General features: G+C 61.7%; 11 protein-coding genes. 6 read left to right on the plus strand and 5 right to left on the minus strand.

Annotation, left to right across the window (positions count from 1 at the left end):
- Positions 1–86 precede the first annotated feature (86 nt).
- Positions 87–2,168 (minus strand): tetratricopeptide repeat protein, encoded by a 2,082-nt coding sequence (locus J5J06_08255; GenBank protein ID MCO6437065.1) that lies wholly within the window; start codon positions 2,166–2,168, stop codon positions 87–89.
- A gap of 280 nt (positions 2,169–2,448) precedes the next feature.
- Between J5J06_08255 and J5J06_08260 the strand changes: the two genes are divergently transcribed.
- The 3 genes from J5J06_08260 to J5J06_08270 are packed head-to-tail and all read left to right on the plus strand — an operon-like array spanning position 2,449 to position 5,129.
- Complete coding sequence (locus J5J06_08260) at positions 2,449–3,489, plus strand: ABC transporter ATP-binding protein (GenBank protein ID MCO6437066.1); 1,041 nt, start codon at positions 2,449–2,451, stop codon at positions 3,487–3,489.
- A 12-nt stretch (positions 3,490–3,501) separates the two neighbouring features.
- On the plus strand, positions 3,502–4,320 hold the full coding sequence (locus J5J06_08265) for an ABC-2 family transporter protein (protein MCO6437067.1): 819 nt from the start codon (positions 3,502–3,504) through the stop codon (positions 4,318–4,320).
- A 5-nt stretch (positions 4,321–4,325) separates the two neighbouring features.
- Positions 4,326–5,129, plus strand: a complete 804-nt coding sequence (locus J5J06_08270; GenBank protein MCO6437068.1) for an ABC-2 family transporter protein — start codon at positions 4,326–4,328, stop codon at positions 5,127–5,129.
- Here J5J06_08270 and J5J06_08275 read toward each other — a convergent pair.
- The 3 genes from J5J06_08275 to J5J06_08285 form a co-directional block, all read right to left on the minus strand.
- Positions 5,126–6,424 (minus strand): glycosyltransferase family 1 protein, encoded by a 1,299-nt coding sequence (locus J5J06_08275; protein MCO6437069.1) that lies wholly within the window; start codon positions 6,422–6,424, stop codon positions 5,126–5,128. The two genes, J5J06_08270 and J5J06_08275, sit on opposite strands and share 4 nt — an antisense overlap.
- Entirely contained in the window at positions 6,424–7,710 is a 1,287-nt protein-coding gene (locus J5J06_08280) for a glycosyltransferase (GenBank protein MCO6437070.1), read from the minus strand. Before J5J06_08280 ends, J5J06_08275 begins: the two co-directional genes overlap by 1 nt.
- 152 nt (positions 7,711–7,862) lie before the next feature.
- Entirely contained in the window at positions 7,863–9,248 is a 1,386-nt protein-coding gene (locus tag J5J06_08285) for a hypothetical protein (protein MCO6437071.1), read from the minus strand.
- A gap of 723 nt (positions 9,249–9,971) precedes the next feature.
- On the opposite strand from J5J06_08285, the gene J5J06_08290 reads away from it, so the two are divergent.
- A complete protein-coding gene (locus J5J06_08290; GenBank protein ID MCO6437072.1) occupies positions 9,972–11,189 on the plus strand; it encodes a hypothetical protein in 1,218 nt (405 codons plus the stop codon).
- 80 nt (positions 11,190–11,269) lie between these two features.
- Positions 11,270–11,875 (plus strand): zinc ribbon domain-containing protein, encoded by a 606-nt coding sequence (locus J5J06_08295; protein ID MCO6437073.1) that lies wholly within the window; start codon positions 11,270–11,272, stop codon positions 11,873–11,875.
- Between the two features lie 30 nt (positions 11,876–11,905).
- On the opposite strand, the gene J5J06_08300 is transcribed toward J5J06_08295, so the two are convergent.
- Positions 11,906–13,372, minus strand: coding sequence for a DUF2723 domain-containing protein (locus J5J06_08300; GenBank protein ID MCO6437074.1), 1,467 nt, complete (start codon positions 13,370–13,372; stop codon positions 11,906–11,908).
- Between the two features lie 216 nt (positions 13,373–13,588).
- On the opposite strand from J5J06_08300, the gene mnmG reads away from it, so the two are divergent.
- A complete protein-coding gene (mnmG, locus tag J5J06_08305) occupies positions 13,589–15,514 on the plus strand; it encodes a tRNA uridine-5-carboxymethylaminomethyl(34) synthesis enzyme MnmG (protein ID MCO6437075.1) in 1,926 nt (641 codons plus the stop codon).
- The last annotated feature ends 130 nt before the right edge of the window (positions 15,515–15,644 follow it).

Genomic DNA, 15,644 nt, shown 5'->3' on the forward strand with positions numbered 1-15,644 from the left:
CGCGATCAGGAAGACGCGACAGAAGGCCGAAACCCACGGGGGCCGGAGATCCTCGCTGCGGGGACTGGCCAAGCAATACGGGCGTTTCAGGGCGCGGTTTGGGACTCGATCCTGGCCAGCATGGTGCGTGCCTCGGCATCGTCCGGGCGGACGCGAAGCAGCTCGCGGAGGTGGTAGCGGACCTGGTCGAGGTTCCCTTGGCGGGCAAAGAGCCCGGCCAGATTGTAATGCGTGTCAGCGTGGTCGGGGCTCGTGGCGAGGGCGGACTCATACTGTTGGCGGGCTTCGTCGATGCGCCCCTCCTTGACGTAAATGGCGGCGAGGTTGTTGCGCGCATCGACGTGATCCGGCCGAAGAGCGATCGCGGCTTCGAAATGCCGCCGCGCGGCGTCCAGGTTACCCTGTCGGCGGCGGATCAGACCGACAAAGTAGTGTGTGTCTGCGTGATTGGGAACTTGTTCGAGTACGGCAAGGAAGTGATCGAGCGCTGAATCCGCGTCGCCCTGTTTGGCGAGGGCAAGGCCAAGTCCGTAGTGAGCTTCAGGCGAGCCGGGACGAAGCGTGAGGGCTCGGCGGTGCTGTGCGGCGGCTTCTTCGAAGCGGTTCTCTTCCAGAAGGGCGTTCCCGAGGTTTGTTCGGGTTATCGCCTCGGGCTGAAATCCGGCGGGAAGAACCGGCCAGTTTGATGCCACCGCGACGACGACGGCGAAACCAGCGCCGACAGCAAGTTCCGTGTATCGGCGGCGGCGGACCAGGCCGGGCAAAATCGTCAGCCCCGCGGCAGCCAGCAGCGCCAGTGGGGCAGCCATCGGATGCCGGAAGCGGGCGAAGACGAAGAAAAGGGAAATACTGGCGGCCAGTGCCAAAAGAATGGCATAAAGGACCAGCAGGTCGGACCATCGTTTGCGTGTAAGCCAGGCGCCCATCGCGGCCACGGGAAGCAACACGCCCCAATGCCAGAACGGCACCAAGACAGCGAGGATGCTGGAATCGGACGCGTACGCTTCGATGGCTTCGGTGTCCGGGACTTCGGCCTTGTTCCACACCAGCATCCATTTTCGCGCAAGCAGTCCCGCCCATTGCACGGGTGATTCTCGAAGGAATCGCATACCCTGATCGAACCAGTACCGGGACACCTCGGCCGGTGCAAGTTCACGACCCAGTGCCTCTTGCGCAAGAACGGTGGCGTCATCCGCTTCCTGGCTGGCGTTGCCACCGAAACCGCGAAGGGGCTGGTACAGGCCCGAGGCTCCGGCGTGGTTGCCGATGTAGAAGTTCACACCCATGTTCGACGCCGTGGGCAGCGGAACGCCGCCGATCGAATAGTTGCGCCAGGCGACCGGCGTGAGGATCACGAGGAATGCGATGACAATTACGGCGGTCGACGTCAGCGCCCCACGCCAGGACACGCGGGAAGACTCCGCCGCCAGGAACCTGCCAGAGGGCGGTTCATCGTTGTGGGCGTCAATCGGCACGGCAGGCGTTGAGACAGACGTGCGTGGCCGCAGCAGAACGGCAAGCACGACGATCGGCAGGAGAACGACTGCGTTCTCACGTGTGAGCACGAGCAATCCGAGCAGCGCGCCGGTTGCCGCAGACCAGAACAGGCTCTTCGCCGTGTGGATTCTCGTGAGGGAGAAGAGCATGAGGACGAGCAGTACCAAGGCAATCGCCGCTTTCTGGATGATCAGGTCGAAGAAAATGGCGGGTGGATACAGGGCAAGCAGAAGTCCCGAGAGGACTCCCGTTCGAAAGTCAAAGAAGTGTCGGCCGACCGGCACGAGCATCGCACATGCCGCGGCCCCCAGCACCACCTGGACGCATCGAACGATCAGCGGCCAGATGCCGAATACACTGTAGAGCAACCCAACGGAGTAGGGGTAAAGTGGCGCCTGATAGAAAACCTCCCGACCCAGCCAGTCGCCAGCAGCAATCTCCCTTGCCCACTGGTCGTAGGCCCGGGCATCGCCCATCAGGACGCTGAGAAGCGGGGAATCGGCCAAAGTAAACAGTGCAAGGACACGGACGAGAAGGCCGAGGGCAAAAACCGCCAGCGCGGCGTTCCAGATGGATGGTGGGGAGGTTTGACCATCGGAGCGGACGGCACGGATCTTGTCCCGCGGGCGCCTCCCAAGGTCTGGGCGCATGCTGTTCTTGCGCCGTTTCACGGACATCCTCCGGCCGAACGCGAAATGCAAGGATCGACGCAAAAGCGCAGTTGGAAGACTGTCGGCCGGTCCGCCGTGTGATGTGAACGAGGCGCCCGGTTTCGTGACGGCCCTCTGACCTGCCGTGACAATAACATACAAGTTCCGACGACTGCGTTCAAGAGGCAGGAACGTAGCGGACTCATCGGCAGGAGGTATCGGAGAGTTCCGGTTCGGCGGTCAAGATTCGCCGGGTGCGTTGGCGTGCGATCCGCCCGGGGTCGGTCTAGGATCACTTTCCATGGCCGCAATTGAAGTCCGCAATCTTCGAAAGACCTACCGGGTGGTCCAAAAGCCCCAAGGGCTCGCCGCTTCGTTGAAGGCGTTGTTTGTGCGTCGTTACAAGGAGGTGCGCGCCGTCGGCGGGATCGATTTTACGATTGAACCAGGCGAGATGGTGGGCTTCCTCGGCCCCAACGGTGCCGGAAAGACCACCACGCTGAAAATGCTCAGTGGGCTGATCTACCCCACCGGCGGGGAAGCGAAGGTACTCGGGTTCGTTCCCTGGGAGCGCAAGAACGCCTATCGCCGGCAGTTCGCCCTGTTGATGGGGCAGAAAAACCAGCTCTGGTGGGATCTGCCCGCGTCCGAGTCGTTTCGCCTGCACAAGGAAATCTACGACATCGAGGAGCGGAAGTTCCTTGCCGTGCAGGAGGAGCTTACCACGCTGCTGAATGTCCAGGGACTTCTGGACCAGCCGGTGCGCGAACTCAGCCTGGGCGAGCGAATGAAAATGGAGCTGATCGCAGCCCTGCTTCACTCGCCGCAGATTCTCTTCCTGGACGAGCCGACGATTGGACTGGATGTGGTGGCACAGTCAGCCATTCGGCGCTGCCTCCGCGAATACAATGAGCGGCGAAGAGTCACGGTACTCCTGACCAGCCACTACATGCAGGACATCGAAGCGCTGTGCGACCGCGTCATGGTGATCAACCACGGCCGCCTCGTGCATGACGGTCCGCTGGCCGAGATCGTGTCACGATTCTCGGCCTACAAACTGCTTACACTCCGATTCGCCGACGGCGTCTTCCCCGAGTCGATCCGTGAGTTCGGAGAGGTGGTTGCGCTCCGTCCGCCGGAGGTAACCTTGCGTCTGCCACGCGCTGAATCCGCACGGCGGGCAGGGGAAATCCTGCGGACCTTCGACGTGATCGATTTGCGGGTGGGCGATCCACCGATTGAGGAAGTCATCTCGGCCGTGTTTGCGGAGAGCGCTGCGGAACCGGGAGAGACTCGCTCGCCCCGGCGAGGAGTCCAGGAGATTGGGCAGGGGTCGATCTGAGGAGGCGGAAGTTTGTCGTATCGCGCCCTTGCCAAGTATGCGATTGTCTTTCGCGTGGCGCTGTCCGAGCGCCTCGTCTACCGCGTGGACTTTTTCGTATCCACGTTTCTCAGGTTCATCCCCATTATCACGACGATTCTGCTCTGGCGGGCAATCTATACCGGCGGCGACCGGGAGATGGTGGGCGGGCTAAGCTATCAGCAGATGGTCGCCTACTACCTGCTGGTCATGGTCAACCGGGCCTTCGGGTCCATGCCCGGTCTGGCGACGGAGATCGCCGGGGACATCCGGGAGGGCGAGCTCCGCAAGTATCTCATTCAGCCCATCGACTATCTCGTCTATCAGACGACCTTACGAATGGCCCACAAAGCGGTCTACTTCCTGATGGCATCCGGACCCTACGCCATCATTTTCTGGATATGCCGGGACTACCTTCCCGGCTGGCCGACGCCGACGATGTTCCTGCTTATCGTGCTTTCCTGCGTGCTGACCTTCTTTCTCGGTTTCGCAATAAACGGGATGATCGGCATGCTCGGTTTCTGGTTTCTGGAAGTTGCCAGCTTCGTCCATGTCTTCATGACGGCACAGTACTTTCTCAGTGGACATATGTTTCCCCTGAGCCTGCTGCCACCCGTAGTGCAGAAAGCCGTGACCTGGATGCCGTTCGCCTACGAAACCTATTACCCCACGCTGATTCTGCTGCAAAAGCTGAGCGTACGGGAAAGTATGGGCGTGATTGCCGTTCAGGCGGCATGGGTGGTAACGCTGCTGCTGCTGATGCGGATTGCCTGGGCCATGGGACTGCGGCGATATGCGGCCTTTGGGGGTTAGATCGGTTGCGAGCCCGCTACGGCAGAATCCTCCTGCGTTTCTGGAAGAACAGCCTCCTTCGAGAGATGAGCTTCCGGGGTCATTTCCTGGTCAATGCCGCCAGTGAAATCGGCTGGGTTGTCCTCCTGCTGATCTTCGTGAATGTCATTTTCCGGAACACGGCGCATGTGCAGGGCTGGAGTGAGGGGCAGTACCTGTTCCTTCTGGGAACGCACATGCTCGTAACCAGTTTGTTCGAGACGTTCTTTTTCGGGAATTGTTGGCGCATCAGCCAGCAGGTACGAACGGGGAACCTCGATTTCGTGCTCGTGCGACCGGCCAATGCCCAGTTTCTCCTGAGTTTCCATCAAGTCGATTATGCAGCGCTGGCCAATGTGCCGGTGGGAATCGGATTGTGCGTCTATGCGGGATCACTCGTGGGTCGACCGATCACGACCGGGCAAATTGCCATGTTCGCACTCTTGATTGTCGGCGGCGTGATGATTCTCTATTCCGTATTATTCATGTTCTCGATGACCAGCATCTGGCTGATCCGCCAGACGGGTGTGGATCATCTATGGTTCTATGCCGTCAGCCTGGCGCGCTATCCCGCGGAGATCTACCAGAGGTTTGCAGGGGGCGTGCTCTGGTTTGCGCTGGTGTTCGTGATTCCCATCCTCATGGTGTCCAATCTGCCGGCCAATGTCATGGTGCGGACATTCAGTGCCGGGATGGTCGGCTACGTAATGCTCGTGGCGATATTGTTGGTGGGACTTTCGTCGGTGGTGAGTCGTCTGGCATTGCGGAAATATCGATCGGCCAGCAGCTAATCTCTGACGGAGGCTGCGGCGGTTGAATGCGAGACCGGCTCCGCCTGCCATTCGCTGTCCATCGGCGGGTGCGGAAGCAGGCCGCGATCGCGAAGCAATTCGACGACACGTGTGATTCGGTGGCTGTAGAGATGTTCGGACAGCGTCCTTCTCTGTCCGGCCAGGGCGATCTCCCGTCGGCGCTGCGGATGGGCGAGGTAATACTGGATCTTTTCGAGTAGCTCGGCTTCGCTCCGGAAGACATCACATTCTTCGCCGACCTTGAAACACTGGTGCAGCTCCGGTGTCTCGTAGGTCAACATGAAGCCGCCGTTGGCAGTAATCTCGAAATGGCGAATGTTCAATCCGCTTTCCAGGCAGCCCTTCATGAGATTCAGGCAGATCGGGACACGGCGCATACGCTGGTGCAGGACACTCATGTCCCAGATGCGCGGCGTATGGGGAAGTCCGTAGTACTCTTCCCAGTGATCACCAACGAGTTCGAACAGGTCGCCCAACTTGTTCTTGAGAAATCGAGCGAAGCGGTCGCGCTGACGGACCGCGAGATAGGCGTTGTAGGCGAACTTCTGGCTGAAATACTCAGCGGACTTCCGCACCCGCGCGGCAAAATCCTCCGTTGGCATCGGTGGTGTGGCAAAATCGTGGAGATCGAAATAGATATTGTGGAAAGCCAGGTCGGGCATATCGGCGCGCACGGCAGCGGCGGTGAGCCCGGCGAACAGGTCTCGGGAGCCGATGGACTGATTGTTGTGGAACCAGGAAGACGCCGGATGACCCATGAACGCCACCACAGGGCCGGCGTCGGGTTCCGGCGGTGGGCTGGTGTCGTACGGTCGGTTCGCCGCGGCCATGGGAAGCATGAGGACCTGCGGCACGCCGAGCTTACGCAGCTCGTCGCCATGTGCGGTTTCAAAGATCCATTTGATCCAATCAGGACTCTCGAGCAGCTGCCAGTGATCCGCCCACGGCACGCGCTGCATGGTAGACGTAACGGGGTCGAGATAGGAGGCTACGTAGGGAATGCCCATGACGGCCGCGGTCATGGCGAACCGCTCTTTGTCGCCTTCGACGGGTACAAGAGTCATGGTCTCGGTGTTGTGATCGAGAAGCATGTCGATGTCATGCTTTTCGAGGAAGGGGCGCAAAACAGCGCCGTCGGCAAGTCGCTGCGTGAGGGGGCGGTGAAAGTCGAGTCCGGCATCGTCCAGGGGCACGCGGTAGGCTTCGAAGCCGGCCTCGCGTACGGACTGCTCGAGCTGTCCGGTCGTGGCGATACGCAGCGGACGGCGGACCATCAACGCCTCTCCATCGCGGGTTCTCGATCGCGAGCGCTTTCGGCATGAGCGTCGCGTCCACCGCCAGACGCGTCTTCGATGAAGGTAATCAACTTGCGCAGGCGGTGGCTGTAAAGATGTTGCCTCAGCGTGCGGCGCTGTCCGGCCAGGGCGATGTCGGCGCGCTCAGCCGGATGAGAGAGATAGTAACCGATCTTCTCCAACAGGTCGGACTCGCCGGTGAATACGGCGCATTCCTTCCCGGGCGTGAAGCACTCACGAAGTTCGGGCTGGTCGGCGCAGAGCATGAATCCGCCGGAAGCGGTGATTTCGAAGTGCCGCATGTTCAGGCCGGTCTCAGCGTTCCCGTTGACGAAGTTCAGGTTGATGGCGGACTGTCGGAAGCTGGCGAGGTATTCATTCGTGGTGGCGTACTGCGAGCGGCACGGAATGCCGTAGGCCTTGTCCCAGCCGGTGCCAACCAAATCGAAGACGTTCTCGAGTCGCCGCGCCAGGAAGAGGACGTAACGGTCGCGATTCCGCAGGCAGAGCGCGGCGTTGAAGAACAGTTTGGCGTTGTAGAACTGCACGATCTTCTCCAGCCTGCGGCGAGGCTCGTCATCGGGTTGGGGCGCCTCGCCGAGCGAGAAGAGATCGTGGTAGATTTCGTCGAACGTGTAGGCTCCGAGGTCGCCTCGGACGGCATGGGCAATCGTTCCGGGAAGCAATGACCCCGTTGGGACGGCGGCATTGGAAGAGAAATAGGTGGTGTTCTGGCCGCCGACAAAGGCGACAACGGGGCGCTGCTGGCCGGGGTCGATGGGCGTCGTATCGTAGTCGCGGTCCGGCGCGGCCATCGGCAAATGGCAGACATTGGGCACGCCGAACCGCAAGAGTTCTCGCGCCTGGGCTTTGTCCCATACGGCCTTGGTCCACGTACCGCTCTGCAGGCACTGCCAGACAGCTGGCCAGGGCAATCCCTGAAAAGTCGTGACCAGCGGGTCGATAATGTGCGAAACCAGGCGCTTTCCGCATCGTTCATGGAGGAGCAGGTAGTCATTTTCGCGGTCGGGGTTGGCCGCGAAGGTCAGCCCCGCGCCGCCGCAATCAAGCAGGAAATCGACCCCTTGCTGCGAAAGCTGCCTGTCGATGGCACTTCCGCGGCCAACCCGGGCCTGAAGGTCAGCGGCATAAAGGTTGCCTTCGAACAGAGAGTCATCACCGACGATCGCGTGGTCCAAGCTGGCCGCACGGCAGGCGTCGATCCACCATCCGCTTCCAACGCTGAGAACACCGATTCTTCGCAAGACCACGCCCTCCCGCTCGAAACTCGCGACCCTTCGCACACAACGCAGCGTCGACCGAGTTGGGTACCCACGAGGGTTATCGGCCTCGGTGGGAGGACCGGTTGACCGCAATCGGCGGATTCGCCGTGGTTCGTTCGGATGTGCGACGAGTCTCAGTCGTTTTCCGAAGCTGATGTGGCCGGTCCGGATTCGGCGCCGCCTGGTTCACTCTTTGCGGAGGCCAGTTGTTGCGTGACACGTTCCGCGTCACCGCCGATGGTCTCTTCGAGGTAGATCTCCCCGAGGTCGACCTTGTCCACATCGCGGCGAAGGAGGAAGTAGAGAATCGTGGCGCTGCAAAAATAGAACGAGATCAGAAACGAGAACATAAGTCCAATGACCAGAAGCACGGTCAGGCCGATGAAGAATGCGGAGATGTACTCGTACCAAGCGAGATGGCTGCCTTCCGGCCATGTATAGAGCGCGCTCGGTCCCTTTAGACTCCACAGCAGATCAAGCTTGTTGGCGGGCTCGACGACGGTTCCCCGTTCCCACCATGAGGCACCGAAGTGGATGACTTCGTGGCTGATATACAGCGCCAAATAGGTGAAAAGGTTGATGAACACCCAGCAGAAACTGGCGAGGACGAGGGCGATAATTGCGTAAATCGCCGTTTTCCACACGCGGGTGAAGGCATAGTTGAGGGCGCGGGCGAATGCGTCCAGGGCATCCTGGCCCTCCGCGGCAACTGCCGGCCACATGAGGTGTCCCCCGACGAGCAATCCGATAATCAGTGTGGCTACTGCAAAGCCCGCCAGAATGGCAACAGGAAAAAAAACGCCGGCGAGCACATCCCCGATGAAGGGCAATCGAAGTACGGCACCGAAGATCGCCAGCGTGATCACGCCCAGGAGGGCGAAGAAGAGCGGCACGCACGGTGCGAGGATGAACCCGTTGAAGAGGTGCCGCTGCGCGTAGGCAATTCCCTGCGAAGCGGTGAGCTTATCGTCCTGGGCGAATTGAACGGCGGCAAGCCGGCAGATGGCGCCGCCGCCCCAACTCCAGAGTACGAGACAGCCTGCCCAGAAGATCAGGAAGAAGGCGGGATGTTGGTCCCACATCCACCAGATTCCAACGCCAAGTGAGGCAATGTTGCGAAGCGGCCCCCGCTGGGCGTGGTAGGCGAAGTACTCCCCAAGCGGCGTCCCCTCGGCAACCGATGCGCCGGGGATGGACGATGTGAACAGTCCGAAAATCTTCCGTTGCGTGTGCTCACGCCAGACCTCGAACACGCCGGCATTGCCCGGCTGGCTCTCGTACTCGGTGCCCAATTCCTTGGAGGCGATGAAGCGGTCGACGGCCGCGCTGTCCACGCCGCCGCGGATGGCCCACAGGGCGTCGAGGAGGCTGCCGAACAGAAAGGTCAGGATCAGTGTGAGCAGGGCGAGCCCCAGCTTTCCGGGTTGGAGCGAGAGCCCAATAGCCCTAAATATGTGCAGCAAACCCGTCTGTTCGAGCCAGCCGCCGGAGTTCGTTGCGTGTTCCGATGCCTGCGACATGAGAAGGCCTCGCGAGAGAACGGTTGCTTTCGAAACTGCCGGGTTCGGCCGGTTGATTCCCACCTGATACACTCGGCCGCCCGATCGGGCGGCATTATAGGCCGCAGAGTTTGACGGGCCAGACTCCGACAGGGTGGCTCGACATCCCCTGGATGGTCCCCGCCTGTTCGGTGAACACAAACGTTTGCCATCGTGAAGATTAGGCCACGCGCGGCGGATCGCACGCGGGGGGCGATTTTGCCGCAATGTGCCCCCGAAGAGAGATCAAGTTCCGCAGCAGAAAATGACGAAATCGTTAAGAGTGGAGTCCCGGTCGGCAGCAAAAAACGTCCGTTTTTCTTTCTGCCCGACCGGTGCGAGTGATATAATGATTCGGTCTGATCGGAGCGGCTTTCATGCTCGACCGAGGGCATTCATTGGCCGAACCGATGCGGAACCCAAGGGCGACAATACGACGGTCATCAACGACGTACCGGTCCCTTTGAGACTGGCGGTCCGCGACCCGTGACGCCGCCCACCTTAGCGAAGGGTTCTGCCAACCGCCCTTACCGGCATTACGACGGTTGCCCGTTCGGACTGCAAGAGAGCCTGTGCCCCCTCGGCGCAGGCTCGTTTTTTTGGACAATTGAGCACATCGGCTGACGGGACCACTTCGCGGCAAGGTCCCGGCGCATCTCCACCGGTGCCGCAGGCAGAGCGCGCTCGCTTCCGCGCGGACCAGATATGAGCGAACTCATTCTCTTTGAAGATCACGGCTGGAAACAACTTCTCCCGCTGACGTATTGGCGGTCCCTCTTCGAGTTGCGCGTGGGACGCAAGATCATCCTGGATCGGACCGCCCAGCAACTCGGACAAGCCGTCGCCGGTATTTGGTGCCGGCCATGGATGGCGAATGTCGCTCGGCAGCGGTGCGGCGCGCCGGCCAATAGTCCCGCATCCGGCGGCACGATACTCGTTAATGCGCGCTGGTTGTTCGACGGTACTGGCTCGCTTCCGCAGCCACCATGCGTGGGGATGGTCGACGGCGAGATCGCCGTCGTCTCCTGTGACGAGGCCTTGGCGTCGCGGCTCAGCGCCGAGACGCTCCTCGATCCCGGGACGTCGGGTGAGGCCCTCGCCAAAGTGCCGCGCGTTTCATTGCAGGGGCAGATGATTCGATTCCCCTGGGATTTGATTCGCGACGTAGGCCGCCTGATCGAAGGGGACTGGCACGAAGGTGACGCGCTGATCGACGGCGAAGTCGATCCCGCGTCGATGGATAATCCCGCACGTCTGCATGTCGGGCAACGGAGTCATGTGCACCGAACGGCCGTGCTGGACTCGACGGGGGGCCCCATCTACCTGAGCCACGACGTACACGTCGGAGCGCTGGCTGTGCTCCAGGGCCCGTTGTACGTCGGTCCGGGCACGCGCGTCCATCCACGCGCGTACCTCCACGGAGGAAATGCCATCGGACCGGTCTGTCGCATCGCCGGCGAGGTACACGGCTGCGTCATCGACGGCTACAGCAACAAGCAGCACGAAGGCTTCCTCGGGCATTCGTACGTGGGCAGCTGGGTCAATCTCGGCGCAGGGTGCACGAATTCTGATTTGAAGAATACGTACGGATCGGTTCGCGTCCGGCTGCCGATCGGCGAGGCGGATACCGGCGAGACGTTCCTCGGCTCGATCATCGGCGACCACGCCAAAGTGGGCATCAACGCCAGTCTGCCGACCGGCTGCGTGATCGGCATGGCCGCCTGCGTGGCGACGACGCGCCTGGTTCCGTCATTCGTACCTTCGTTCGGATGGCTGGCGGAGGAGGGCCTGCGCGCGGGCGACGTCGAGAAACTGCTGGACGTGGCCACCAGGGTCATGGCCCGCCGCGACGTGGACATGACCGACGAGGAAGTCGAGTACTTTCTTGAACTCGGGCGGCGCTGTCGCGAACTGGAGTCCTAGGCATCGATCGGTCTGCTCAATTCCGTCGGGGCGAAATGTCCTCGCGATTGGCGGATTTCAGTCAGGCAGAGAGCGCTGGGGTGAGCGGCGCTGCGGACTCACTGCCCGGTGAAGACCTCTATTGTCCTCACTGCGGCTACAACCTGCGAGAGATCCCCGAGAGGCAATGCCCGGAATGCGGGTTCGGATACGACCATCGCGGTGTGCGTTCCGTCAGTGTGGCCGAAGCAGTGGAGCGCGATCGGGCATGCCGACACGTTAATCGTCTCGCGACATTTTCCATCGCCATATTGCTGGCGCCGCTCATCGATCCGGCATCCCAAGGTTCGTTGATGACCCTGGCCATCGCGTTCGCGGGACTGGTCGTTGCGGTCGCCGTAGCCCGGCGTCTGGGCGATCCGACGCCACTCGGTTCGGGGTTCGGGCCGATTCCCATGTTCTTGCTCATGCCCTTACTGCTGATTCCTTCGGCCGTTGCAGCGTTCTTTCCCGCGGTTGCCTTGATCACAGGAACCGCAATTGCCGTTCGCGGCTGGTGGATCTTTCAGCGGATACCGGGAATGGCGCCGTTTTCCGAGAAGAATCTCGGCGAAAATGACCGCCGGTTTCTTCATCGCCGCTACATCCAAGCGCTTGCGCTTCTGACGATTTCTTCGATCTTCGTGGTTTCGGCATGGATGCAATGAGCCCGCATTCGTCTCCATGGGCGCGGACGACTACGGAGTCGACATTGGCAGTGCGAACCAGCCTGCCGGAGCTGATACATTCGCAGCATCGCCCGGAGTCGTAACCGGTGGAATCGAGTCGACAAATACCGGCCGTGTCGCTGCCGATTCCTCCGCAAAGGTCCACGCGTCGTCCACCATCCCCCATGCGTACCGCCGCGGCTGGCGGATGGCTTCAACGAGCGTGACGTCCGGCCGCATGCCGTGAACACGCTGAAAGTAGACCATCGGTGCGAATTTGTACCAGTCGCAAACGGCCACCGCGTCAGGCGGAAACCGCTCCAGCGATGCGGTAACGAAGCTGGTTACGGGCCGCGCGGTTGACTGCGGCGGATGATCAAAGAGTCCGACAACAAGCAGCCACGCCGTAACGATAATGGGAATCGCGGTTCCCGCTGCTTCCCAGAAACGTCGCTTCCGTTGTTGCATCCACGCGAGTCCGCAAGCCAGGAATAGGCAGATCAGGAAGTAGGACGGATTGATCATCTCCTGGTAGTCCACCCACGGATGGCCGGTGAAGTAGAGGAAATTGCCGGCGAACATCAATCCCAAGGAGATGACGAGCCCCCGGGAGCGTCCCCAGAGCACGGCGACGCCAATCGCTGCTGGAATGATCCCAATCCATGAGAGCGAGGCGAGGACGTGCAGGCCGTGCTCGATCAGCCGGCCAAGATAGAAACCCGGCGGCTGGACCATAGTCGTACCAAATTGGGCTCCGCTGAGATAGCGGAGCAATCCGCCCAGAGTATTCGGGACATATTGCGTGCCCAGCGGCAGGTACGAAGCGGCGCGGAAGTAGTTCCAACTCTCGATCAGTGCTCCCGACGCGACGAACATCGCCGCCGTAAGCAGCCCCTGTCGCCATCGGATGGGGCGAACACCGAAGAACAGCACCAGGAATCCCGGGAGCATCAGCAGATTGGCGAGGCCGCTTCCCAGTGACAGTCCCAGCACCGCTCCCGCCGCCAGCCCGCGCGACAGGACTGGCCTTTCCGCCCAGCGAAGAAACAGCAGCAGGCTCAGTGCGACGAAGAAGAGGTTGACGCTGTAAATCTCGGTGATGACCGCGGAACTCCAGATCGCGGGGACCACTGCCAGCACGCCGGCCGCTCGAGCGCCGGCGCTGACGCTTCCGGTCAGGCGAATCGCGATCAGGCACAGCAGCGCCACCGCGCCGGCCGTCGACACGGCGGAGAGCATGCGCGTTCCGCGGGCGGGGTCGCCGAACATCCAGGCGAACCCCTTCCCCGTGAATGTATGGAGCGGGTAGCCGGGGGGATGCGTAATGCCCAGTTCATGGGCCACCAGCGCCAGTTCGGCTGAATCACCGGGCTGGACCTCGGGTGCCTGAGTTACCACGAAAAGCACGAGGGACAAGAGGGCGATGCCCAGTGCCGCCCGTAAGGCGAGGGCGGTGTGAGCCGCCGGGCGCTCCGGTACATTCTCGGTTCGGGACATGGGACCCGACGATATCGTCCGGCGCCCGCCTGTCCAGCGAAGGCATTCAAATTGGGGCGCAGCCGCTGCTCGATAGGAATGTTGGCATCCCGGTTTTTGCGATGATCAGTGCTGCAGTCTGATCCAGCCACCTTGAACAATCGCCTCCGTTGGCGATACCATCCCTCGCCGGGAGTCACGGAATCCATCGATCCAACAGGGGGTGGTTGTTCAAGGGTGCGCAATACGTACGACATCATCGTCATCGGAGGCGGACACGCGGGCATCGAGGCCGCTTGGGCGGCGGCGCGCGCGGGAGCCGAAGTTGCCCTGGTCACGATGCAGCGCGAGGCCATCGGGCGGATGTCTTGCAACCCGGCGATCGGCGGGATCGGCAAGGGGCAAATGGTCCGGGAGGTCGACGCCCTCGGTGGGCTGATGGGCCTGGCCAGCGACGCCGCCGGCATTCAGTTCCGCATGCTCAACCGTCGCAAGGGGCCGGCGGTCTGGGCTCCTCGCGCCCAAGCCGATCGTCACGGCTATCCGCATGTCGTCCAGGAGCTCCTCTGCCGGGCCCGATCACTGGAGATCATTGAAGGATCGGTCGAGCAAATCTTGGCCGACGAGATCCCCTCAGATGATCTCGACGTATCTCCCGAAATTGCGTCTTCGTCGGGTGATTGCGCCACCTCCACGCGCGGGCCCAAGCACCGCGTCAGGGGCCTAATCCTTGCCGACGGCCGGAGGCTCAACGCTCGGGCGGTCATTGTCACCACCGGTACGTTCCTTCGGGCGCTGATGCACTGCGGACCGCAGAGGGTTGAAGGTGGGCGTGTTGGGGAACAGAGCGCGGTGGGGCTCAGCGATTCATTACGATCGCTGGGGTTCGAACTCGGGCGACTCAAAACCGGAACGCCGCCCCGGGTTCATCGGGACTCGATTGATTATTCCCAGGTCGAGGTGCAGTACGGAGACGAGTTTCCCACGCCGTTCTCCGCGATGACCGACGCCATTCTCCAGCCGCAGGTCAACTGCTGGATTACCTGGACGAATGAGGAAGTCCATGTCCCAATCCGCGCCAATCTGCACCGTGCTCCGATGTACAGCGGGCAAATCGAATCGCGCGGCCCGCGATATTGCCCGAGTATCGAGGACAAGGTGGTGCGCTTTGCCGACAAGTCCCGGCACCAGGTCTTCCTTGAACCGGAGGGCTACGACAACGAGCGCGTGTACTGCAACGGCATCAGCACATCCCTCCCGGGTGACGTCCAGGATGACATGGTCCGCCGGATTCCGGGTTTGCAGCAGGCACGGATTCTCCAATACGGGTACGCCGTCGAATACGACTTCGTCCCCACGCACCAGACGAAGTCGTCGCTGGAGACCAAGCTCGTTTCGGGGCTTTTCCTGGCGGGACAGATCAACGGAACGAGCGGGTACGAAGAAGCAGCCGGTCAGGGGATCGTTGCCGGAGTTAACGCGGTTCAGTTTCTTCGTGACGCCGAGCCGCTGGTCCTTCGTCGGGATCAGGCCTACATCGGCGTCATGATCGACGACCTCGTGACCCGCCCGCCGACTGAACCCTATCGGATGTTCACATCCCGGGCCGAGTTTCGTCTCCTGTTGCGGTCCGACAATGCCGACGAGCGCCTGACGCCGGTCGGCCGTCGCTTGAGGCTCGTTGATGATATTCGTTGGGAGCGCTTCACGGAGCGGGAGGCGCTTGTCGACGAGCTGGAGCAGCGGCTTGGTTTGTCCCGAGGCAACGCGCGGATCCTCTCCCAGCTCTGCGGAAACGAAGAGGATCTTGCGGTCGCCGCCCGACTCCTTGGGTCCGGGCCTTCCCGACCTGTCTGCAGCGATGTTTTGGAGCGTGTATTGATCGGCGTCCGTTATCGCGGCTACGTCGATCGCCAGGCGCGGCACGTCGAGCGGATGTCACGCCTGGAGTCCATGGTGATTCCGGAACGTCTCAACTACGCGAGACTCAGCGGGCTTCGGGCCGAGGCTCGTGAACGCCTGGCGGCAGTCGCCCCCCGGACCCTGGGGCAGGCATCGCGGATCAGCGGAATCAACCCGGCCGACGTAACCGTCCTTTGGGTGGCGCTGAGCGGCGGACGTCGCCGTCGACGGACCGAGGACGGTACGGTTCCGGTGGCGTAATTCCAATAAATCGCCCAAATCCCCGCCGTGCCCAGGTACCCCCAGAACCCGGTACAGTGCCCCCGTCATCTTTTTCGTTGACCGATGACGCCTCCGTATGTATCGTATAGGGAATATGGGGAAGCTGGCT

Source organism: Phycisphaerae bacterium (assembly GCA_024102815.1).
Classification (GTDB): domain Bacteria; phylum Planctomycetota; class Phycisphaerae; order UBA1845; family UBA1845; genus JAGFJJ01.

Excerpts from the sequence above, each read along its gene's own strand:
- J5J06_08290 (MCO6437072.1), top strand. The coding sequence starts at position 9,972 with ATGAGCGAACTCATTCTCTTTGAAGATCACGGCTGGAAACAACTTCTC.
- J5J06_08260 (MCO6437066.1), top strand. The coding sequence starts at position 2,449 with ATGGCCGCAATTGAAGTCCGCAATCTTCGAAAGACCTACCGGGTGGTC.
- J5J06_08285 (MCO6437071.1), bottom strand. The coding sequence starts at position 9,248 with ATGTCGCAGGCATCGGAACACGCAACGAACTCCGGCGGCTGGCTCGAA.
- J5J06_08275 (MCO6437069.1), bottom strand. The coding sequence starts at position 6,424 with ATGGTCCGCCGTCCGCTGCGTATCGCCACGACCGGACAGCTCGAGCAG.
- J5J06_08300 (MCO6437074.1), bottom strand. The coding sequence starts at position 13,372 with ATGTCCCGAACCGAGAATGTACCGGAGCGCCCGGCGGCTCACACCGCC.